Below are 19,532 nucleotides of genomic sequence, written 5' to 3'. Positions count from 1 at the left end.
ATGACCACGACGTTGCCATGGGACGGCATCTTGATGCCTCGCGAGGCCTACGGACCCGCAGCGGTCAAGGCCAGGGACTCGCTCACCGACGCCGCCGCTCAGGGAGACTGGCGCCGGGCGCTCTCGCAGGTACGCAACGACTACACCGTCGGCGTCAACACCTGGAAGATCGGCGGCGAGTCGATGTTCACGCCGCTCCACCACGCCGCCTACCTCGGCGCGCCGCGGGAGACGGTGCAGGAGCTGCTCTCGCTGGGTGGCGTCCGGTCGCTGCCCACCGCCCACGGCGAGACGCCCTACCAGCTCGCCAAGCGCCGCGGTCACGACCACCTGCTTGACATGCTCGACCCCTACTACCGCCCCGGCACCCCGCTCGGTGACAACCTCGAGGCCGTCAACCAGCACGTCAACACGACGCTCGCCGAGCTGACCGCCGAGTTCCGCGGCGACCACCAGCTGCGTACGTTCGACGTGCGGCTCATCTCCGAGGAGGGCGGCCCCGACGAGGCCTGGTTCACCGCCCCGGGGATGTACGGCGGCATCCGCATCGGCATGTTCTGGGGCCGCGCCCACCTGGAGTACAACTCCCGCCTGGGCGATTCCTACGTCGTCGTCGGCCCGGAGGGATCGGCGTACGTGAGCCGCTCCAAGCGCGCCCTCCCGACTCGATAACCAAGTTTTTCGACGCGTACGCCGCATGCGAAGGTCCTTCCATGGACGACTCGCACGAGGACCTGATCATCGACCTGAACCCCCTCCCGGACGAGATCGGCGGGAGGCTGCGGGCGCAGCTGGAGTTCATCGCCGAGGCCGACAGGCTCAAGACGATCCTGCGGGCCTCTCCGCTGGCCGCGGCCGACCGCCGGGAGAACGACGCCGAGCACTCCTGGCACCTGGCGCTGATGGTGCTGCTGCTGGCGGAGTACGCCGACGAGCCGATCGACGTCGGGCACGCGATCAAGCTCGTGATCATCCACGACATGGTCGAGATCTACGCCGGCGACAGTCCCGTCTTCGACCCCGCCGCGATCGTCGACCAGGTCGAGCGTGAGCTCGCCGCCGCCGACCGGCTCTTCACGATGCTGCCGCCCGACCAGGCGGGGGAGATCCGGGCGCTCTGGGACGAGTTCGAGGCCGCTCAGACCCCCGAAGCTCGGTTCTGCAAGGCCATGGACCGGCTCGAGCCGATGCTCCTCAACTGGCTCAACCGCGGCGGCACCTGGAGCATGCCCGGCGCCACCGAGTCCCGGGTCCGCGCCCGCGAGGCGGGCGTCGTCGCCGCTTCGACCACCCTCGGTGCGGCCACCGACGCCATCGTCCGCGCCGGGCTCGCCAAGGGCTGGATCCGCTCCGACCCCGACTGACCCCGATCCCGCCGAGCCGGCCCATCTTGACGCTGAATCGGGCCGAGTCGGCCCGTCATGACGGGCCGACTCGGCGAGATTTTCGGTCAAGACGGGCCGACTCGGCATGGGGAGATCGGGTCATTCCCACCCGGGGTATCCAGTACGCTGCGACAGGCTTGCAGGCCGGGACGCTGAGGAGGGCCGCCCGTGGATGCGGATGTGGTGCCGGGCTCGGTGACGGACTGGACGGTCACGATCGACGATCAGCGTCGGCTCAAGCGGGCCATGGTGGGCTTGCGGCTTCGGGGCCCGGCGTTCTGGCTGGATACTCTGGGCATGGCCCTGCTGCTGGCAGGCCTCGTGTGGGCCAGTGCGCAGGAGTTGGCTCCCGAAGCCATCGGCGACGCTTTCGTGATCGCGACTGCGTTGACCCTCGGATTGCTCGGGATGGCTCTTCTGGCGCTGATGTTGCTGCTGACCGTCTGCGGCCGGGTCGAGCGCGAGTATCCCGCCGGCGCCACGCTCACTGCGTGGGTGACGGACGGCGGCATGGGTGTGCGTACGCTCAGTCGGCTCGCTTTCTACCCTTGGTCACGACTGACGCAGGTCACGGTGGGCCCGGTGCTCGCGCGGTGCCGGCAGGAGGGTCCGAGGACCGTGGCCGCCCCGTTGTACCTACCGGCTGGGCCCGATGAGCTGTCGCGTTCGGTCGACTTCCCAGTCCAGCTCATCGGTCCGGAGATCCGACGCGAACTGCTGGCGAGGGCGGGTCGGACGTCGGCGGAACCCCCGATGGCCGGAGAGCCGGTGGTGATCGACCAGGCCCTCCGGCTCAGGCTCATCAGGTCGTGGTTGCGCGCCGAGGTCGGCATCGTGGCCTGGGCGCTCCCGGTGCTCTTCAGCATCAACGCTGCATCCCAGTTTGCCTTCGGCTCATACGTGATGGCGACCTTCTTGGCGGTGATGACGCTGCTCAACCCGGCCGCCTGGCTCCTCGCTGCTCATGGGCGGATGTCTGGGATGTATCCGGCCAATACCAGGGTGGTCGGATCGGTGGGTGAGTGGATCGAGGTCCAAGGACCTTGGGGAAGCGTCGCCTGGCATCACGGGTGGTTGAAGATGCGCCGGACGACCGAGCACACCGTGACGTACGAAGTGCTGCGGCCCGGCCCGGATGGGACACCGATGTCTCCGGACAACGTCGAGAAGCGGATCGTCGTGATACCCCGAGCCTTCCTCGACACGCCGACGCCGACCGCCGCCGAAGTCTGACCCGCCACAACCCCGCCATGGCGTGGTTCTGCAAGCGTTTGCCGCCGGATGCGCGGGCACATTTCCACCATGGCGAGAAAGTGCCGCGCGCCATTTCAGCAACCCACTTGCATTCCGCCGCAGGAGTGGCAGGATGTGAGTTGGCCCACATTGTGATTCTATTCACAAAGTCTCAAGAAGGGGTGGGCCGCTCAGGGTAGGAGGCGAGATGGAGCTCTACGTGCCGGTGCTCGCGTTGGCGGGACTGGCGACGCTCTTCGCGGTCGGGTCGGTGATCATGAGCTCGGTCGTCGGGCCGAGTCGCGCCAACAAGGCCAAGGCGGATCCCTACGAGTGCGGGATCGAGGCCACGCCTCAGGCGCTGGGCGGTCGGTTCCCGGTGAAGTACTACATCACCGCGATGCTGTTCATCATCTTCGACATCGAGATCATCTTCCTCTACCCGTGGGCCGTCAGGTTCGACGCGATGGGGTGGTTCGGCCTCGCGGAGATGGGCCTGTTCCTGCTGACCGTCTTTGTCGCGTACGCCTATGTCTGGCGCCGCGGTGGATTGGACTGGGACTGACATGGGTCTCGAAGAAAAGCTCCCGAGCGGGGTTCTGCTCACGACCGTCGAGGGCCTGGCGGGTTACTTCCGCAAGGCCAGCCTGTGGCCGGCGACGTTCGGGCTGGCCTGCTGCGCCATCGAGATGATGACGAGCGGCGGGCCGAAGTACGACCTGGCCCGCTACGGCATGGAGGTCTTCCGGGCGAGCCCGCGGCAGGCCGACCTGATGATCGTGGCCGGCCGGGTGAGCCAGAAGATGGCGCCGGTGCTGCGGCAGATCTACGACCAGATGCCCGAGCCGAAGTGGGTGCTCGCCATGGGCGTCTGCGCCAGCAGCGGCGGCATGTTCAACAACTACGCGATCGTCCAGGGCGTCGACCACATCGTGCCCGTCGACATGTATCTCCCCGGCTGCCCGCCACGCCCGGAGATGCTGATCGACGCGATCCTCAAGCTCCACGACAAGATCCAGGGCGGCTCGCTGGGCGTGAACGCCGAGCGCGAGGAGGTCGAGGCCGAGGCCGAGGCGCTCAAGCTGCTGCCGCTGATCGACCAGACGGGACTCCTGCGGTGAGCGACCAGAACATCGGTCAGAACAGCGGCATGTTCGGCGTGAACGACACCGGCGACACCAGCGGCTACGGCGGTCTGACCCGCCGGCACACGATGCCGAGCCGCATCAGCGATGTCGGGGTGCAGCCCTACGGCGGCTGGTTCAAGGAGATCGCCGATGCACTGGCCTTCACCGACGCCGAGGCGGTGATCCACCGCGGCGAGCTGACCTTCCACGTACGCCGCGAGCGGCTGCTCGAGGCCCTGCAGATGCTCCGCGACGAGCTGCGCTTCGAGCTCTGCTCGGGGGTCTCCGGGGTGCACTACCCCTCTGACCAGGGCAAAGAACTGCACGCGGTCTACCACCTGCTCTCGATGACGTACAACCGCCGGGTGCGGGTCGAGACCTCCGCCCCCGACGCGGACCCGCACGTGCCGAGCGGGGTGGCGATCTACCCGACGCTCGACTGGCACGAGCGCGAGACCTACGACATGTTCGGCATCGTCTTCGACGGCCACCCGGGTCTGACCCGGATCCTGATGCCCGACGACTGGCCGGGTCACCCGCAGCGCAAGGACTACCCGCTGGGCGGGATCCCCGTGGAATACAAGGGCGCGACGATCCCGCCGCCGGACACCCGGAGGAGCTACTCATGACGACCACCGAGAACGAACGTACGTTCACCGTCACCGGCCAGGACTGGGACGAGCTGACCGACGCCCTCAAGGACGTCAAGGACGAGCGGATCGTCGTCAACATGGGTCCGCAGCACCCCTCGACCCACGGGGTGCTCCGGCTGATCCTCGAGCTCGAGGGCGAGACCGTGACCGAGGCGCGTGCCGGGATCGGCTACCTCCACACGGGCATCGAGAAGAACATGGAGTTCCGCTCCTGGACCCAGGGCACGACCTTCGTCACCCGGATGGACTACCTCTCGCCGATCTTCAACGAGACGGCGTACGTCCTCGGGGTGGAGAAGCTCCTCGGTATCCAGGCCGAGGTGCCGGAGAAGGCCGACGTCATCCGGGTCATGCTGATGGAGCTCAACCGGATCTCCTCCCACCTGGTGGCGATCGCGACCGGCGGCATGGAGCTCGGCGCGCTGACCGTGATGACGATCGGGTTCCGCGAGCGCGAGCTGTGCCTGGACCTGTTCGAGTTCATCACCGGACTCCGGATGAACCACGCCTACATCCGCCCCGGCGGCGTCGCCCAGGACGTGCCCGAGGGCACCGTCGCGCGGGTGAGCGAGTTCATCGAGCTGATGAAGACCCGGCTGACCGAGTACGCCGCGCTCTGCAACGCCAACCCGATCTTCAAGGGCCGCCTGGAGCAGGTCGGCTACCTCGATCTGGAGGGCTGCCTCGCGCTCGGCCTGACCGGCCCGATCCTGCGGTCGACCGGCTACCCGTGGGACCTGCGCAAGACCCAGCCCTACTGCGGCTACCAGGACTACGACTTCGAGGTCATCACCTGGGACACCTGCGACTCCTACGGGCGGTTCCGGGTGCGGCTGGCCGAGATGTGGGAGTCGCTGCGGATCATGGAGCAGGCGCTCAAGCGGCTCAAGGACCTCGACGGCGCCCCCGTGATGGTCGCCGACAAGAAGATCGCCTGGCCCTCGCAGCTCTCCGTCGGCCCCGACGGCCAGGGCAACTCCCTCGACCACATCCGCCACATCATGGGCGAGTCGATGGAGGCACTGATCCACCACTTCAAGCTGGTGACCGAGGGCTTCCGGGTCCCGGCCGGCCAGGCGTACGCCGCGATCGAGTCGCCGCGCGGAGAGCTCGGCGCCCACGTGGTCAGCGACGGCGGCACCAAGCCCTACCGGGTCCACTTCCGGGACCCGTCGTTCACGAACCTGCAGGCCACGAGCGTGATGTCCGAGGGCGGCATGGTGGCCGACGTGATTGTGGCGATCGCGTCCATCGATCCGGTGATGGGAGGCGTCGACCGATGAGCTTGGCTCCGGAGACATTCGACGAGCTGCGGGAGATCGCGGCCCGCTATCCGCAGGCCCGTTCCGGGCTGCTGCCGATGCTCCACCTGGTGCAGTCGGTGGAGGGCCGGGTCACCCCCGAAGGCATCCAGGCCTGTGCCGACGTCCTCGGCCTCACGCCCGCCGAGGTGAGCGGGGTGGCGACCTTCTACACGATGTACAAGCGTCATCCCGTCGGGAAGCACCATGTCGGTGTCTGCACCAACACGCTCTGCGCCGTCATGGGCGGCGACGAGATCTTCGCGTGCCTGCGCGAGAAGCTCGAGGTGGGCAACGACGAGACGACGGCGGACGGCAGCATCACGCTCGAGCACATCGAGTGCAACGCGGCCTGCGACTACGCGCCCGTGGTGATGGTCAACTGGGAGTTCTTCGACAACCAGACGCCGGAGTCGGCGCTCCAGCTGGTGGAGGACCTGCGGGAAGGCCGCGAGGTCGTGGCCTCGCGCGGGGCGCGGATCACGAGCTGGCGCGAGGCCGAGCGGGTGCTCGCCGGCTTCGAGGACGGGCTCGTCGACGAGGGGCCCGCGTCGGGTGAGGCTTCCCAGGCCGGTCTGCGACTGGCCAAGGACAACGACTGGAAGGCGCCGGAGGCATGACCGACACCCTGACCCCGGTCCTGACCGCCAACTGGGCCGACGAGCGGGCCTGGACGCTGTCCGCCTATGCCGCCACCGGCGGCTACGAGGCGCTCGACATCGCGCTCGGGATGGCGCCCGAGGACGTACAGACCGCGGTCAAGGACTCCGGTCTCCGCGGCCGCGGCGGCGCCGGCTTCCCGACCGGCGTGAAGTGGGGCTTCCTGCCGCCGGCAGACCCGGAGAACCCCAAGCCGCGCTACCTCGTGGTCAACGCCGACGAGTCCGAGCCGGGCACCTGCAAGGACATCCCGCTGATGATGGCCTCGCCCCACACCCTGGTCGAGGGCGTGATCATCTCCTCCTACGCCATCCGTGCGGAGCGTGCCTTCATCTACGTACGCGGCGAGGTGCTGCACGTGATCCGGCGGCTGCAGGCCGCGGTCCGTGAGGCGTACGAGGCCGGCCACCTCGGCACGAACATCCACGGCTCCGGCTACGACCTCGAACTGGTCGTCCACGCGGGCGCCGGGGCCTACATCTGCGGCGAGGAGACCGCGCTGCTCGACTCGCTCGAGGGGCGCCGCGGGCAGCCGAGGCTGCGTCCGCCGTTCCCGGCCGTCGCCGGTCTCTACGCGAGCCCGACCGTGATCAACAACGCCGAGTCGATCGCCTCGGTGCCGGCGATCGTGAAGAACGGCGCCTCCTGGTTCGCCGGGATGGGCACCGAGAAGTCGGCCGGCGTCGGCATCTTCTCGCTGTCTGGACACGTCAAGAAGCCTGGCCAGTACGAGGCCCCGCTCGGCATCACCCTGCGCAAGCTGATCGAGCTGGCCGGTGGCGTACGCGAGGGGCACGAGCTGAAGTTCTGGACCCCGGGCGGCTCCTCGACGCCGTTGTTCACCCAGGAGCACCTGGACGTGCCGCTGGACTTCGAAGGTGTGGCTGCGGCCGGTTCGATGCTCGGCACCCGCGCGCTGCAGATCTTCGACGACTCGGTGTGCGTGGTGCGCGCGGTGCTGCGATGGACGGAGTTCTACAAGCACGAGTCGTGCGGCAAGTGCACACCGTGCCGGGAGGGCACCTGGTGGCTGGTGCAGGTGCTGGAGCGGCTGGAGAAGGGTGACGGCAAGCCCGAGGACCTCGATCTGCTGCTCGACCAGTGCGACAACATCCTCGGCCGCTCGTTCTGCGCGCTGGGTGATGGTGCGACGAGCCCGATCACCTCTTCGATCAAGTACTTCCGAGACGAATACCTGGCCCACCTCGAGCAGGGCGGCTGCCCGTTCGATCCGGCCGCGTCGACTGCATGGGCGGAGTCGAAATGAGCGACGTAACTCTCAAGATCGACGGCGCCGACGTCACGGTCCCCGAGGGGACGCTCGTGATCCGGGCCGCCGAGGAGGCCGGGATCGAGATCCCGCGCTTCTGCGACCACCCGCTGCTGGCCCCGGTCGGCGCCTGTCGGCAGTGCCTGGTCGACATCCCCGACGCCGGCAACGGCCGCGGGTTCCCGAAGCCGCAGGCCTCCTGCACGATCCCGGTCGCCGAGGGCATGGTGGTGGAGACGCAGAACTCCACGGCCGTGAAGGCGCAGCACGGGATCATGGAGTTTCTCCTGGTCAACCACCCGCTGGACTGCCCGGTGTGCGACAAGGGCGGCGAGTGCCCGCTGCAGAACCAGGCCATGTCCCACGGGCAGGGGGAGACCCGGTTCGAGGGGACGAAGCGTACGTTCCCCAAGCCCATCAACCTCTCGCCGAACGTGCTGCTCGACCGTGAGCGCTGCATCGTCTGCCAGCGCTGCACCCGCTTCGCCGCCGAGATCCCGGGCGACCCGGGGATCGCGCTGATCCAACGCGGCGCGCAGCAGCAGATCGGCATCGCCGAGGACAAGCCGTTCTCGTCCTACTTCTCCGGCAACGTCATCCAGATCTGCCCGGTCGGTGCGCTGACTTCTGACGACTACCGCTTCCGGGCTCGCCCGTTCGACCTGGTCTCCACGCCCGGTGTCGCCGAGCACGACGCCTGCGGCGCCGCGATCCGCATCGACCACCGCCGTGGCAAGGTCATGCGCCGCCTGGCCGGCAACGACCCGGAGGTCAACGAGGAGTGGATCTCCGACAAGGACCGCTTCGCCTTCCGCTACGCCGTCCGCGACCGGCTCACCTCGCCGATGGTCCGTGAGGACGGCGAGCTCCGGCCGGCGTCCTGGTTGGAGGCCGTCGCCGTCGCCGCCGCCGGTCTGGCCGCTGCCGGCTCGGTGGGCGTGCTGCCCGGTGGCCGGCTGACGCTGGAGGACGCGAAGGCCTACGCTTCGTTCGCGCGGGACACGCTGCGTACGCCGCACATCGACTTCCGCGCCCGCCCGCTGTCGGCGGAGGAGACAGACTTCCTGCGCTCGCGGGTGGCGGGGACGAGCGTCACCTACGCCGACCTCGACGCTGCCGACCACGTCGTCCTCGTCGGCCTCGAGCCCGAGGACGAGGCCGGCACGCTCTTCCTGCGCCTGCGCAAGGCCAACCGGAAGGGTCTGCGGATCACCGCCCTGAGCGCGTACGCCTCCGAGGGCTCCCGCAAGCTCGGGGCCGAGGTCGTGCTGACCGCTCCTGGTGCGGAGAAGGACGCGTTGTCGCAGGTCAACGGGGTCACCGAGGCCTCGGTGATCCTGGTCGGCGAGCGGCTGGCGACCAGCCCCGGCGCCTACTCCGCCGCGGCCGACCTCGCCGACCGCACCGGCGCCAGGCTCGCCTGGGTTCCGCGTCGCGCCGGCGACCGGGGCGCGGTCGAGGCCGACCTGCTCCCGGGCGAAGGTGGTCTCGACGCCGACGGCATCGTGCGCAGCGGCCTCGACGCCCTCGTCGTGGCCGGCGTCGACCCCGACGACACCGCCGACCCGGCTGCGTTCCTGGCCGCCCTCGACCAGGCCGGTTTCGTGGTCAGCCTCGAGCAGCGGGTCACCGCCGTGACCGAGCGCGCGGACGTCGTACTCCCCGTCGCCACCGCCTCCGAGAAGGCCGGCACCTTCGTGACCTGGGAAGGGCGCCGCCGCCCGTTCGAGAAGGTCTTCGACAAGCCCGCGGCCTACTCCGACGCCGAGGTGCTCGCCCACATCACCGCCGAGTTCTCACCTCTGGACGCCGAGTCCGCAGAAGTGGCGGACGAAACTGTCGAATCGTCACCCACAACTACCGACTCGGCCGCCACAACGACCGACTCGGCGGGGCTCCGCCTGGCCACCTGGCGCCTGATGCTCGACAACGGGACGCTGCAGCGGGGCGACAAGGCGCTGGCGGCGACCGCACGGCCGGCATTCGTACGCATCCCGGCAGCGCTCCACGAGAAGGTCGGTGACGTCGTGACGATCGCCGGTGACCGCGGGAGCTGGACGCTCCCGGCGCTCCCGGCGGAGCTGGCCGACAACACCGTGTGGGTGCCGACGAACAGCTTCGGGCGCGGCGTCTGGGCGGACCTCGCCTCGCCGGGCTCGACGGTGACCATCGAGGGGGCAGAGCAGTGAACGGGCTGGAGCAGTTCGGCCAGGACCCGTGGTGGATCATCGCCATCAAGGTCCTGCTGGTCTTCGTGGTGTGCGTCGTGCTGACGCTGTTCAACATCTGGTGGGAGCGCAAGGTCGTGGCCCGGATGCAGCACCGCATCGGCCCGAACCGGCACGGACCGTTCGGTCTGCTGCAGTCCCTCGCCGACGGCGTGAAGCTGGCGCTCAAGGAGGACCTGACCCCGGAGAAGGCCGACAAGATCGTCTTCATCACCGCGCCGATCCTGGCGTGCGTGCCGGCGTTCGTGACGTTCTCGGTGATCCCGTTCGGTCCGGAGGTCAACTTCTTCGGCGTCGAGACGCCGCTGCAGCTGACCGACATGCCGGTCGCGGTGCTGTTCGTGATGGCGATCGCCAGCATCGGCATCTACGGCATCGTGCTCGGCGGCTGGGCCTCCGGCTCGACGTACTCGCTGCTCGGCGGGCTCCGTTCCAGCGCTCAGATGATCTCCTACGAGGTGTCGATGGGCCTGGCGCTGGTCACCGTCTTCCTGATGGCCGGCAGCCTGTCCACGAGCCAGATCGTCGCGGCCCAGGAGGACTGGTGGTTCGGCGCCCTGCTGCTGCCGTCCTTCCTCATCTACTGCATCTCGATGGTCGGCGAGACCAACCGTGCGCCGTTCGACCTCCCCGAGGCCGAGGGTGAGCTGGTCGGTGGTTTCCACACCGAATACTCCAGCCTGAAGTTCGCGCTCTTCTTCCTGGCCGAATACATCAACATGGCCACGGTCAGCGCGCTCGCCACGACGCTGTTCCTCGGCGGCTGGCGGGCACCGCTCGGCCTCGGCACGATCTGGGCCGGCGCCAACGAGGGCTACTGGCCGGTGCTGTGGTTCTTCCTGAAGATGTTCTTCTTCATCTGGGTCTTCATCTGGCTGCGCGGCACCCTGCCGCGACTGCGCTACGACCAGTTCATGTCGCTGGGCTGGAAGGTGCTGCTGCCGGCGAGCCTCGCCTGGATCGTCGTCGTCGCGGTGATCAAGATGACCGCGATCGAGGGCGGCTTCAGCCCCAACTGGTTCCTCTTCGGCTTCGGCCTGGCGGTCACGGCGGTCGTCGTGCTCGGCTTCCTCAACCGGCTCCCGGAGAAGGAGGCCCAGGTCACCACCCCGGCCGGCGGCTTCCCCACACCCGCGCTGCCGCAGGGCGGGGCCGTACGAGGTGCCGCCCAGCCACTGGTGTTCGGGCCGCCGGCGAGCGCCAACGGCGTACGCATTCTTCCCTCTCCTGAGGAGGCAAAGTGAGCAACGACGACCGCACGTTCAAGGAGCGTTTCTGGGACCCGGTCAGCGGGTTCGCGGTGACGTTCGGGACGCAGTTCAAGAAGCCGGTCACCGAGCAGTACCCGCAGCAGAAGGAGCCGACCGAGGAGCGGTTCCACGGCCGCCACCAGCTCAACCGGCACCCTGACGGCCTGGAGAAGTGCGTCGGCTGCGAGCTGTGCGCCTGGGCCTGCCCGGCCGACGCGATCTACGTCGAGGGCGCGGAGAACACCGAGGAGGAGCGCTACTCGCCAGGGGAGCGTTACGGCCGCGTCTACCAGATCAACTACCTGCGCTGCATCCTGTGCGGGCTGTGCATCGAGGCCTGCCCGACGCGGGCGCTGACGATGACCAACGACTACGAGCTCGCCGACACCACGCGCGAGAGCCTGATCTACGAGAAGCAGGATCTGCTCGCGCCGCTCGAGGACGGGATGGAGGCGCCTCCCCACCCGATGTTCCTCGGCAACGACGACACCTCCTACTACGCGCCGGAGCCCAAGGAGACCATCCGATGAGCTTCGTGATCCTCGCCTCGGTCACAGTGATCGCGGCGCTGGGACTGCTGTTCGCGCGCAAGCCCGTGCACGCCGCGCTGTCGCTGGCGGTGGTGATGATCGGCCTGGCGATGATCTACGCGACGCTGGAGGCGCCGTTCCTCTTCGCGGTGCAGATCGTGGTCTACACCGGTGCGATCCTGATGCTGTTCCTGTTCGTGATCATGCTGGTCGGTGTCGACACCTCCGACACGCTGAAGGAGACGATCGCCGGACAGAAGGTGCTCGCGGCTCTGCTCGGCATCGGTCTCGGGGCGACCCTCATCGCCGGCGTCGGCCAGGCGAGCATCGCCACGATGCGCGGGCTGTCCAGCGCCAACGAGGGTGGCAACGTACACCGTCTCGCCGACCTGCTCTTCTCCCGCTACGTGATCGCCTTCGAGGCGACCAGCGCGCTGCTGATCACGGCGGCGATCGGTGCGATGGTGCTGGCCCACCGCGAGCGGATCGACCCGAAGCAGAGCCAGACCGACCTGGCCCGGAAGCGGGTCGCCGACTACGCCAAGAGCGGCAAGCACCTCGGCCCGCTGCCCCCACCGGGCACCTTCGCGCGCCACAACAGCAACGACACCCCGGCGCTCCTGCCGGACGGGTCGCAGAGCAAGAAGTCGGTCCCGGCCATCCTCGCCGGAGGGGCCTCGAACGGAACGGGTGACGAGGGGCAGGGCGAATGACAGACAACACCACGGCGTACGTCATCTTGTCCGCCATCCTCTTCACGATCGGCACGATCGGCGTGCTGACCAGGCGCAACGCGATCGTCGTCTTCATGTGCGTCGAGCTCATGCTCAACGCGGCCAACCTGGCCCTGGTGGCGTTCAGCCGGATGCACGGCAACCTCGACGGGCAGGTGACGGCGTTCTTCGTGATGGTCGTCGCGGCCGCTGAGGTGGTCGTCGGGCTGGCGATCATCATGACCATCTTCCGCACCAGAAACACGGCTTCGGTCGACGAGCCAAGGATGCTCAAGTGGTAACTCCTGTCGAGGCCGGCGGCGTCTTCGCGCTGCTCTGGCTGGTCATCGCGCTGCCTCTGGCCGGCGCCGCCCTGATCCTGATCGGGCGGCCGCTGGCGCCGGCACTCTTCGACCGGATCGGGCACTGGCTCGCGGTCGGCCTCGCCGGCGCGTCCTTCGTGGTCAGCCTGGTTCTCTTCATCGCCGCCCTCGGCCGCGACGAGGAGAGCCGACAGGTCGTCCAGCACCTCTACACCTGGTTCGACACCGGGGACCTGAGCGTCGGGTTCGACCTGCTCTACGACCAGCTCTCCAGCCTGTTCCTGCTGCTCATCACCGGTGTCGGCACGCTGATCCACGTCTACTCGGTCGGCTACATGGCCCACGACGAGCGGCGCGCCCGGTTCTTCGGCTACCTCAACCTGTTCCTCGCCGCGATGCTGATGCTGGTGCTGGCGGAGAACTACGTCGGCCTCTTCCTCGGCTGGGAGGGCGTCGGTCTGGCGTCCTACCTGCTGATCGGCTTCTGGCAGCACAAGCCGTCCGCGGCCGCTGCCGCCAAGAAGGCGTTCGTGATGAACCGGGTCGGCGACATGGGGCTCTCGCTGGCGATCGCGCTCTGCTTCGTCACCTTCGGGTCGACCTCCTTCTCCGCGATCGACATCAGCGAGACGTCCACGACGACCCTCAACTGGCTCGGCATCCTGCTGCTCGTCGGCGCCTGCGGAAAGTCCGCGCAGGTGCCGCTGCAGGGCTGGCTGCTCGACGCGATGGAGGGCCCGACCCCGGTCTCGGCACTGATCCACGCGGCGACGATGGTGACCGCGGGCGTCTACCTCATCGTCCGCAGCAGCGCGGTCTTCGACGCCGCCGAGGCCGCCTCGACCGCGGTCGTGGTCGTCGCCCTGGTGACGATCATCTGGGGTGCCGCGGTGAGCTGCGTGAAGGACGACATCAAGAAGGTCCTGGCCGGTTCGACGATGAGCCAGATCGGCTACATGATGCTCGCCGCCGGGCTCGGCGGGCCGGGCTACGCGTTCGCGATCTTCCACCTGCTCACCCACGGTTTCTTCAAGGCCAACATGTTCCTCGGGGCCGGCTCGCTGATGCACGGCATGAACGACGACGTGAACCTCAAGCACTACGGCGCCCTCAGCCGGGCGCTCCCGGTCACGTTCCTGACCTTCGCGATGGGCTACCTGGCGATCATCGGCTTCCCCGGTTTCGCCGGCTTCTGGTCGAAGGACAAGATCCTCGAGGTCGCCTTCGCGGAGAGCTGGCTGGTCGGCATCATCGCCCTCCTGGCCGCCGGTGTGACCGCGTTCTACATGACCCGCCTGATGATGCTCGCCTTCTTCGGCCGCAAGCGGTGGCCCGAGGGCGTACACCCGCACGAGTCGCCGCGGATCATGACCGGGCCGCTCGTCGTCCTCGCCGCGCTGTCGGTCCTCGGTGGTGTCTTCGCGCTCGGCGGCTGGATCGAGCACTGGCTCGAGCCGGTCGTGGCGATCGGCCACGCCGAGCACCACGGTCCGCTCCCGGTCTGGGCGACCTCGGTCCTCGCGGTGGTCGTCGTCGCGATCGGCGTCGCGGCCGCCGGGTTCGTCTTCGGACGCCGCCCGACCACGACCGCGCCGACCCGCTACCTGCCGGTCCCGCACATCGAGGACGTCGTCGTCCCGCCCGGGATGGCGATCACCCGCGGCACCCTCGCGACCGACAAGTACGCCGTCGACGGCCTGATGAGCGGTGGCCCGATCGCGCTGGCGGCGATCGCCGGTGAGCTCCGCAAGGCGCAGACCGGCTACGTACGCTCCTATGCCCTCTCCGTCCTAGGCGGCACCGTCCTCGTTGCCCTGGCCCTGATCGTGGTGAGCTGACTTGCTGACACTCCTCGTTCTCATCCCGTTCGCGGGTGCGCTGATCACCGCGGTGATGCCGGCCCGGCCCAAGCTGTGGGCCTTCGGCTTCGCGATCGCCACGTTGATCGCCGGCCTGGTGACGATGTTCACCGCCCCCGACACCGACCTCGTCTGGATGGAGCCGCTCGGCGTCCACTGGGCGCTGGAGATGGACGGCTTCGGCAAGCTGATGGTGCTGCTGACCGTCGTCCTGGTGCCGCTGGTGATGGTGGCCGCGGTCAAGGACCACGACAAGCGGTGGTACGCCTGGGCGCTGGCTCTGGAGGCCTTCGCGCTGCTCACCTTCCTGGCTGCCGACCTGTTCGTCTTCTACATCGCCTTCGAGGCGACGCTGATCCCGGCGTACTTCATGATCGGCCAGCACGGTGGGCCGAACCGGGCCAAGGCCGCGCTCAAGTTCCTGATGTTCCAGCTCGGCGGCGGCCTGGTGCTGCTCGGTGCGCTGATCGGGTTCTTCGTGGTCTCCTCGGAGGCCGGTGCGCCGTCCTACCTGATCAGCGACCTGGCCCAGCTCGACATCGGCACCACCGCCGAGCGCTGGATCTTCGTGGCGATGTTCATCGCGTTCGCGGTGAAGGCGCCGCTGTTCCCGGTGCACACCTGGCTGGCCGACACGACCGAGCAGGCGACCACGCCGACCTCGGTGCTCCTGGTGTGCGTCCTCGACAAGATCGGCACCTTCGGCATGATCCGGCTCTGCCTGGGTCTGGTGCCGGAGGCCTCCGCCTGGGCGACGCCGGTCGTCATCGTGCTGGCGCTGATCTCGATCGTCTACGGCGCCGTGCTCGCGATCGGGCAGGACGACCTGCTCCGCCTGATCGGCCTCACCTCGCTCTCGCACTTCGGGTTGATCACCCTCGGCATCTTCGCCGCGACCCGCGAGGGCCTGGTCGGCGCGATCCTCTACATGGTCAACCACGGTGTCGCGACCGCGGCGATGTTCCTGATCGCCGGGTTCCTGATCACCCGCAAGGGCACCGCCTCGATCTCGTCGATGCGGGGGCTGGAGAAGGCCACCCCGGTGCTGGCCGGCACGTTCCTGATCGCCGGCCTGGCCACCGCGGGCCTTCCCGGGCTCTCCCAGTTCGTCTCCGAGATCATGGTCCTGATCAGCGCCTTCGACTACCACTGGCTGGTCGGTGTCATCGCGGTCACCGCGATCGTGCTCGCCGCGATCTACGTGCTGTGGGCCTACCAGCGGATCTTCACCGGGCCCGCGCAGCTCTCCCGAGGGCCGGTCCGCGACCTCGACCGGCGGGAGGTCGGCGTACTCGTGCCGCTGCTGGTCGCGCTCTTCTTCTTCGGCTTCGTCCCCGCACCGCTGATCTCGGCGGCGTCGCCGGTCGTGGAGCCTCTCGTCAATGTGATCCAGGCAGGTGAGTGACGCGATGTTCGAGTCCCCCGGAATTTCGTACGCCACCATCTGGCCCGTCCTGCTGGTGCTCGGCGTCGCGTGCGCCGGTGTCGTCGTGGAGGCCTTCGCGCCCCGCGCCGCCCGGTTCAACGCCCAGGTGTCGCTGGCGCTGGCCGGGCTGGTCGCCGCGCTCGCCGGGACGGTCGCCGTCGGCGCCGGGTCGGGGCTGGGTGTCTCGACGGGCGAGGGAGCCCTCGTCATCGACGGTCCCGGGGTCTTCTCCCAGGGGCTGGTGCTGCTGGTCTCGCTCGGCAGCGTCGCGCTCTTCGCCGAGCGTCGCCTCGACAACGGCGTGAGCGTCTTCGCAGGTCAGGCGGCTGCACTGCCGGGCACCTCGGCCGAGCGCACCGCCTCCCAGCGGGGCCTGGAGCACACCGAGGTCTACCCGCTCATGATGTTCGCGGTCGGCGGGATGATGCTCTTCTGCGTCTCCGGCGACCTGCTGATGCTCTTCGTGGCGCTCGAGGTGCTCTCGCTGCCGCTCTACCTGCTGACCGGTCTGGCGCGGCGTCGCCGGCTGCTCTCCCAGGAAGCGGCGCTGAAGTACTTCCTGCTCGGCGCCTTCTCCTCCGGCATCTTCCTCTACGGTCTCGCGCTGGTCTACGGCTTCGCCGGGTCGATGTCGCTGGCGGAGATCGGCGAGGCGGCGGCTGCCGACGGTTCCAGTCCGCTGCTGCTCCTCGGCATCGGTCTGATGGCGGTCGGCATGCTCTTCAAGACCGGTGCGGTGCCGTTCCACTCCTGGACGCCGGACGTCTACCAGGGCGCCCCGACGCCGGTGACCGCCTGGATGTCGGCCGCCACCAAGATCGCCGCGTTCGCCGCGATGCTCCGGCTCTTCTACGTCGCCTTCGGCGCCGAGGGCGACATCTGGCGTCCGGCGATCGGGGTCGTCGCGGTGCTGACCATGCTGCTGGGCGCGTCGTTCGCGATCGTCCAGAGCGACGTGAAGCGGATGCTCGGCTACTCCGCCGTCGCCCACACCGGCTTCCTGCTCACCGGTCTCCTCGGTGTGCAGACCGACGCCTTCGGGTCCACCCAGGCGGTGCTCTTCTACCTGACCGCCTACGGGTTCGCCACGCTCGGCGCGTTCGCGATCGTCTCCCTGGTCCGCGGGCCCAACGGCGAGGTCGGCTCGCTGGACCGGTGGGCCGGCCTGGGACGTACCAACCCATGGGTCGCGGCGACCTTCGCCGTCTTCCTGCTCTCGATGGCCGGACTGCCGCTGACCGCCGGGTTCATCGGCAAGTGGGGCGTCTTCGCCGCGGCCCTCGGCGCGGGTCAGTGGCCCGTCGTCGCGGTGGCGATCGGCTCCAGCATCATCGCGATCTTCTTCTACGTACGCGTCATCATGCTGATGTTCTTCACCGACGCGCGCGAGGACGCGGCCACGGTTTCCACCCCGTCCTACGCCACCTCCGTCGTGATCGCTCTGAGCGCTGTCGCCACCGTCTTGTTGGGTGTAATTCCGGGCCCTGTGCTCAGCCTGTTGGTGGATGCGGGAGGATTCATCGGGTGAGCACCAGCGCACCCACCGACCGAGCCCCTGAACTCGCCCTCCCGATCACCGATCCCGAGCTCGAGCAGCGACTGCGCGCGCGCCTCGCAGTGATCGAGAAGGACCTGGCGGGTCACACCCAGAGCCGGTCCCGTTTCGTCACAGAGGCGGCCTCCCACCTGCTGGAGGCCGGCGGCAAGCGGTTCCGGCCGCTGCTGGTGTGCCTGACGGCGGAATGCGGACCGGATGCCGATGCGCCCGAGGTGATCACTGCCGCCTCGGTCGTCGAGCTGACCCATCTGGCGTCGCTCTACCACGACGACGTGATGGACGAGGCGCTCGTACGCCGCGGCGCCGACTCCGCCAACGCCCACTACGACAACAACGTGGCGATCCTGACCGGCGACTTCCTCTTCGCCAGGTCCTCGGAGCTGACCGCGACCCTGGGGGCAGAGGCCGTACGCATCCAGGCCGAGGCCTTCCGGCGACTCGTCGAGGGCCAGATCCTGGAAGGTGTCGAGCCGGAGGAGGGCGTCGACCCGGTCGACCACCATCTCGAGGTGCTCGCCGGCAAGACCGGCTCCCTCATCGCCACAGCGGCGCGCTACGGCGCCCTGTTCTCCGGTGCGTCGCAGGAGATCCAGGAGGCCCTGGTCGCGTACGCCGAGATCGTCGGCGTCGCCTTCCAGCTCTCCGACGACATCCTCGACATCGCCTCGGACGAGTCCGGGAAGACGCCGGGCACCGACCTGCGCGAAGGCGTGCCGACGCTCCCGGTGCTGTTCGTCCGCCGTGCGAACGACCCCGGCGACGCCCGTCTCCTCGAGCTGCTCGACGGCGATCTCACCGACGACGCGGCCCTGGCCGAGTGTGTCTCCCTGCTCCGCGCCCACCCGGCGCTGGCCGAGGCCCGTGCCTACGTCCAGGCCCGCGCGGAGGAGGCCAAGACCGCGCTCGCCCCGCTCCCCGAGGGCCCGGTCCGTACGGCCCTCGAGGCCTTCGCCGACATCGTCGCCGTCCGCTCCGTCTGAGGAGGGTCTCGACTTTCGGCCTCAGGTAAAAAGACGTTACCCGGAGCGGTAACGTAAGGCTGTGAGTGAGCAGCGTCGTGGAGTGATGTTCGGCGCTGCGGCGTACGTCATGTGGGGTGCGTTCCCGCTCTACTTCCCGCTCCTGGAGCCTGCCGGTGCCTGGGAGATCCTGGGCCACCGGATCGTGTGGTCGCTGATCGTGGCCGCGGCACTGGTGCTGATCGTGGGGCGCCGCAAGCAGGTGGCGGCGATCCTGCGCGACCGGCGCAAGCTCATGCTGCTGGCAGCGGCGGCCGCGGTGATCTCGATCAACTGGGTGACGTACATCTGGGGGGTCAACAACGGGCGGATCGTCGAGACGAGCCTGGGCTACTTCACCAACCCGCTGGTCACGATGCTGATGGGCGTGATCATCCTGCGCGAGCGGATGCGGAAGCTCCAGTGGGTAGCCCTGGGGATCGCGTTCGTGGCCGTCGTCGTGCTCACCATCGACTACGGGCGGCTGCCCTGGGTCGCGCTGGTGCTGGCGTTCTCGTTCGGCACCTACGGGCTGCTCAAGAAGAGCGCGGGAGTCGGCCCGTTCGAGTCGCTGGCCGTCGAGACCGCCGTGACCGCGCCGTTCGCGCTGGCGCTCATCATCGCGCTCCAGGCCACCGGGAACGGCACGCTCTTCGGGAACGGCGTCCTCCACGTGCTCATGCTGATCAGCCTCGGCATCATCACCGTGGTGCCGCTGGCCTGCTTCGGCGCGGCCGCCATCCGGGTGCCGATGGTCACGATCGGGCTGCTGCAGTACCTGGCGCCGATCCTGCAGTTCGCCGTCGGCGTCTTCATCGCCCACGAGGCGATGCCTCCCGGCCGCTGGGCCGGCTTCGCGATCGTCTGGGTCGCGCTGGTCATCTTCAGCGCCGAGGCGGTCCACCACCGGCGCAAGGTCCTGCGCGAGCAGCTCGCCCCGCTGAGCACCACCGGCGTCTAGCCGAGAGGTCAGCCCCGCAGGCTGGTCGGCGTCCACGAAGCGGACCGATCGCTCGTT

At 68.8% G+C, this 19,532-nt stretch carries 19 protein-coding genes; all 19 read left to right on the top strand.

From position 1 onward, the window contains the following. The 19 genes from G5C66_RS21125 to rarD all read left to right on the top strand — a co-directional run bounded on the left by G5C66_RS21125 (position 1) and on the right by rarD (position 19,475). A complete protein-coding gene (locus G5C66_RS21125) occupies positions 1-672 on the top strand; it encodes an ankyrin repeat domain-containing protein (protein WP_165112897.1) in 672 nt (223 codons plus the stop codon). 41 nt (positions 673-713) lie between these two features. Continuing rightward, the gene (locus G5C66_RS21120) at positions 714-1,364 is read left to right on the top strand and encodes an HD domain-containing protein (protein ID WP_165112896.1); all 651 of its coding nucleotides are present in this window, start codon (positions 714-716) and stop codon (positions 1,362-1,364) included. A gap of 189 nt (positions 1,365-1,553) precedes the next feature. Then, on the top strand, positions 1,554-2,618 hold the full coding sequence (locus G5C66_RS21115; RefSeq protein ID WP_165112895.1) for a hypothetical protein: 1,065 nt from the start codon (positions 1,554-1,556) through the stop codon (positions 2,616-2,618). Between the two features lie 208 nt (positions 2,619-2,826). Beyond that, positions 2,827-3,183 (top strand): NADH-quinone oxidoreductase subunit A, encoded by a 357-nt coding sequence (locus tag G5C66_RS21110; RefSeq protein WP_165112894.1) that lies wholly within the window; start codon positions 2,827-2,829, stop codon positions 3,181-3,183. Position 3,184: 1 nt separating this feature from the next. After that, positions 3,185-3,739: a NuoB/complex I 20 kDa subunit family protein gene (locus tag G5C66_RS21105; RefSeq protein ID WP_141802432.1), complete on the top strand. Its 555-nt coding sequence runs from the start codon at positions 3,185-3,187 to the stop codon at positions 3,737-3,739. Then, complete coding sequence (locus G5C66_RS21100; protein ID WP_165112893.1) at positions 3,736-4,374, top strand: NADH-quinone oxidoreductase subunit C; 639 nt, start codon at positions 3,736-3,738, stop codon at positions 4,372-4,374. Before G5C66_RS21105 ends, G5C66_RS21100 begins: the two co-directional genes overlap by 4 nt. Continuing rightward, complete coding sequence (locus G5C66_RS21095; RefSeq protein ID WP_165112892.1) at positions 4,371-5,681, top strand: NADH-quinone oxidoreductase subunit D; 1,311 nt, start codon at positions 4,371-4,373, stop codon at positions 5,679-5,681. Before G5C66_RS21100 ends, G5C66_RS21095 begins: the two co-directional genes overlap by 4 nt. Next, positions 5,678-6,319 carry an NADH-quinone oxidoreductase subunit NuoE gene (gene nuoE, locus G5C66_RS21090; RefSeq protein ID WP_165112891.1) on the top strand — a complete coding sequence of 214 codons (642 nt, stop codon included), beginning with the start codon at positions 5,678-5,680 and terminating at the stop codon, positions 6,317-6,319. Before G5C66_RS21095 ends, nuoE begins: the two co-directional genes overlap by 4 nt. Next, complete coding sequence (gene nuoF, locus G5C66_RS21085) at positions 6,316-7,626, top strand: NADH-quinone oxidoreductase subunit NuoF (protein ID WP_165112890.1); 1,311 nt, start codon at positions 6,316-6,318, stop codon at positions 7,624-7,626. Before nuoE ends, nuoF begins: the two co-directional genes overlap by 4 nt. Continuing rightward, on the top strand, positions 7,608-9,818 hold the full coding sequence (locus tag G5C66_RS21080; RefSeq protein ID WP_165112889.1) for an NADH-quinone oxidoreductase subunit G: 2,211 nt from the start codon (positions 7,608-7,610) through the stop codon (positions 9,816-9,818). Before nuoF ends, G5C66_RS21080 begins: the two co-directional genes overlap by 19 nt. Continuing rightward, positions 9,815-11,101 (top strand): NADH-quinone oxidoreductase subunit NuoH, encoded by a 1,287-nt coding sequence (nuoH, locus tag G5C66_RS21075; protein WP_165112888.1) that lies wholly within the window; start codon positions 9,815-9,817, stop codon positions 11,099-11,101. Before G5C66_RS21080 ends, nuoH begins: the two co-directional genes overlap by 4 nt. Beyond that, entirely contained in the window at positions 11,098-11,637 is a 540-nt protein-coding gene (nuoI, locus tag G5C66_RS21070) for an NADH-quinone oxidoreductase subunit NuoI (protein WP_165112887.1), read from the top strand. The genes nuoH and nuoI overlap by 4 nt, the downstream gene beginning before the upstream one ends. Next, positions 11,634-12,350 carry an NADH-quinone oxidoreductase subunit J gene (locus tag G5C66_RS21065; protein ID WP_165112886.1) on the top strand — a complete coding sequence of 239 codons (717 nt, stop codon included), beginning with the start codon at positions 11,634-11,636 and terminating at the stop codon, positions 12,348-12,350. The genes nuoI and G5C66_RS21065 overlap by 4 nt, the downstream gene beginning before the upstream one ends. Beyond that, positions 12,347-12,652 (top strand): NADH-quinone oxidoreductase subunit NuoK, encoded by a 306-nt coding sequence (gene nuoK / locus G5C66_RS21060; RefSeq protein ID WP_008356449.1) that lies wholly within the window; start codon positions 12,347-12,349, stop codon positions 12,650-12,652. Before G5C66_RS21065 ends, nuoK begins: the two co-directional genes overlap by 4 nt. After that, a complete protein-coding gene (nuoL, locus tag G5C66_RS21055; RefSeq protein WP_165112885.1) occupies positions 12,646-14,511 on the top strand; it encodes an NADH-quinone oxidoreductase subunit L in 1,866 nt (621 codons plus the stop codon). Before nuoK ends, nuoL begins: the two co-directional genes overlap by 7 nt. A 1-nt stretch (position 14,512) precedes the next feature. Next, the gene (locus G5C66_RS21050; protein ID WP_165112884.1) at positions 14,513-15,937 is read left to right on the top strand and encodes a complex I subunit 4 family protein; all 1,425 of its coding nucleotides are present in this window, start codon (positions 14,513-14,515) and stop codon (positions 15,935-15,937) included. A gap of 4 nt (positions 15,938-15,941) precedes the next feature. Further along, on the top strand, positions 15,942-17,486 hold the full coding sequence (nuoN, locus tag G5C66_RS21045) for an NADH-quinone oxidoreductase subunit NuoN (protein WP_165112919.1): 1,545 nt from the start codon (positions 15,942-15,944) through the stop codon (positions 17,484-17,486). Further along, entirely contained in the window at positions 17,483-18,496 is a 1,014-nt protein-coding gene (locus G5C66_RS21040; protein ID WP_338144263.1) for a polyprenyl synthetase family protein, read from the top strand. Before nuoN ends, G5C66_RS21040 begins: the two co-directional genes overlap by 4 nt. Positions 18,497-18,557: 61 nt before the next feature. Next, positions 18,558-19,475, top strand: coding sequence for an EamA family transporter RarD (gene rarD / locus G5C66_RS21035; RefSeq protein ID WP_165112883.1), 918 nt, complete (start codon positions 18,558-18,560; stop codon positions 19,473-19,475). The last annotated feature ends 57 nt before the right edge of the window (positions 19,476-19,532 follow it).

This window comes from Nocardioides turkmenicus (assembly GCF_011045035.1).
Taxonomy (GTDB): Bacteria; Actinomycetota; Actinomycetes; order Propionibacteriales; family Nocardioidaceae; genus Nocardioides; species Nocardioides turkmenicus.
Note: the sequence above shows the minus strand (reverse complement) of the source record. Positions and strands in the feature narration are given on the sequence as shown.

Excerpts from the sequence above, each read along its gene's own strand:
- G5C66_RS21065 (WP_165112886.1), top strand. The coding sequence starts at position 11,634 with ATGAGCTTCGTGATCCTCGCCTCGGTCACAGTGATCGCGGCGCTGGGA.
- nuoE (WP_165112891.1), top strand. The coding sequence starts at position 5,678 with ATGAGCTTGGCTCCGGAGACATTCGACGAGCTGCGGGAGATCGCGGCC.
- G5C66_RS21105 (WP_141802432.1), top strand. The coding sequence starts at position 3,185 with ATGGGTCTCGAAGAAAAGCTCCCGAGCGGGGTTCTGCTCACGACCGTC.
- G5C66_RS21110 (WP_165112894.1), top strand. The coding sequence starts at position 2,827 with ATGGAGCTCTACGTGCCGGTGCTCGCGTTGGCGGGACTGGCGACGCTC.
- nuoN (WP_165112919.1), top strand. The coding sequence starts at position 15,942 with ATGTTCGAGTCCCCCGGAATTTCGTACGCCACCATCTGGCCCGTCCTG.
- G5C66_RS21120 (WP_165112896.1), top strand. The coding sequence starts at position 714 with ATGGACGACTCGCACGAGGACCTGATCATCGACCTGAACCCCCTCCCG.
- G5C66_RS21125 (WP_165112897.1), top strand. The coding sequence starts at position 1 with ATGACCACGACGTTGCCATGGGACGGCATCTTGATGCCTCGCGAGGCC.
- nuoF (WP_165112890.1), top strand. The coding sequence starts at position 6,316 with ATGACCGACACCCTGACCCCGGTCCTGACCGCCAACTGGGCCGACGAG.
- G5C66_RS21095 (WP_165112892.1), top strand. The coding sequence starts at position 4,371 with ATGACGACCACCGAGAACGAACGTACGTTCACCGTCACCGGCCAGGAC.
- nuoK (WP_008356449.1), top strand. The coding sequence starts at position 12,347 with ATGACAGACAACACCACGGCGTACGTCATCTTGTCCGCCATCCTCTTC.
- G5C66_RS21080 (WP_165112889.1), top strand. The coding sequence starts at position 7,608 with ATGGGCGGAGTCGAAATGAGCGACGTAACTCTCAAGATCGACGGCGCC.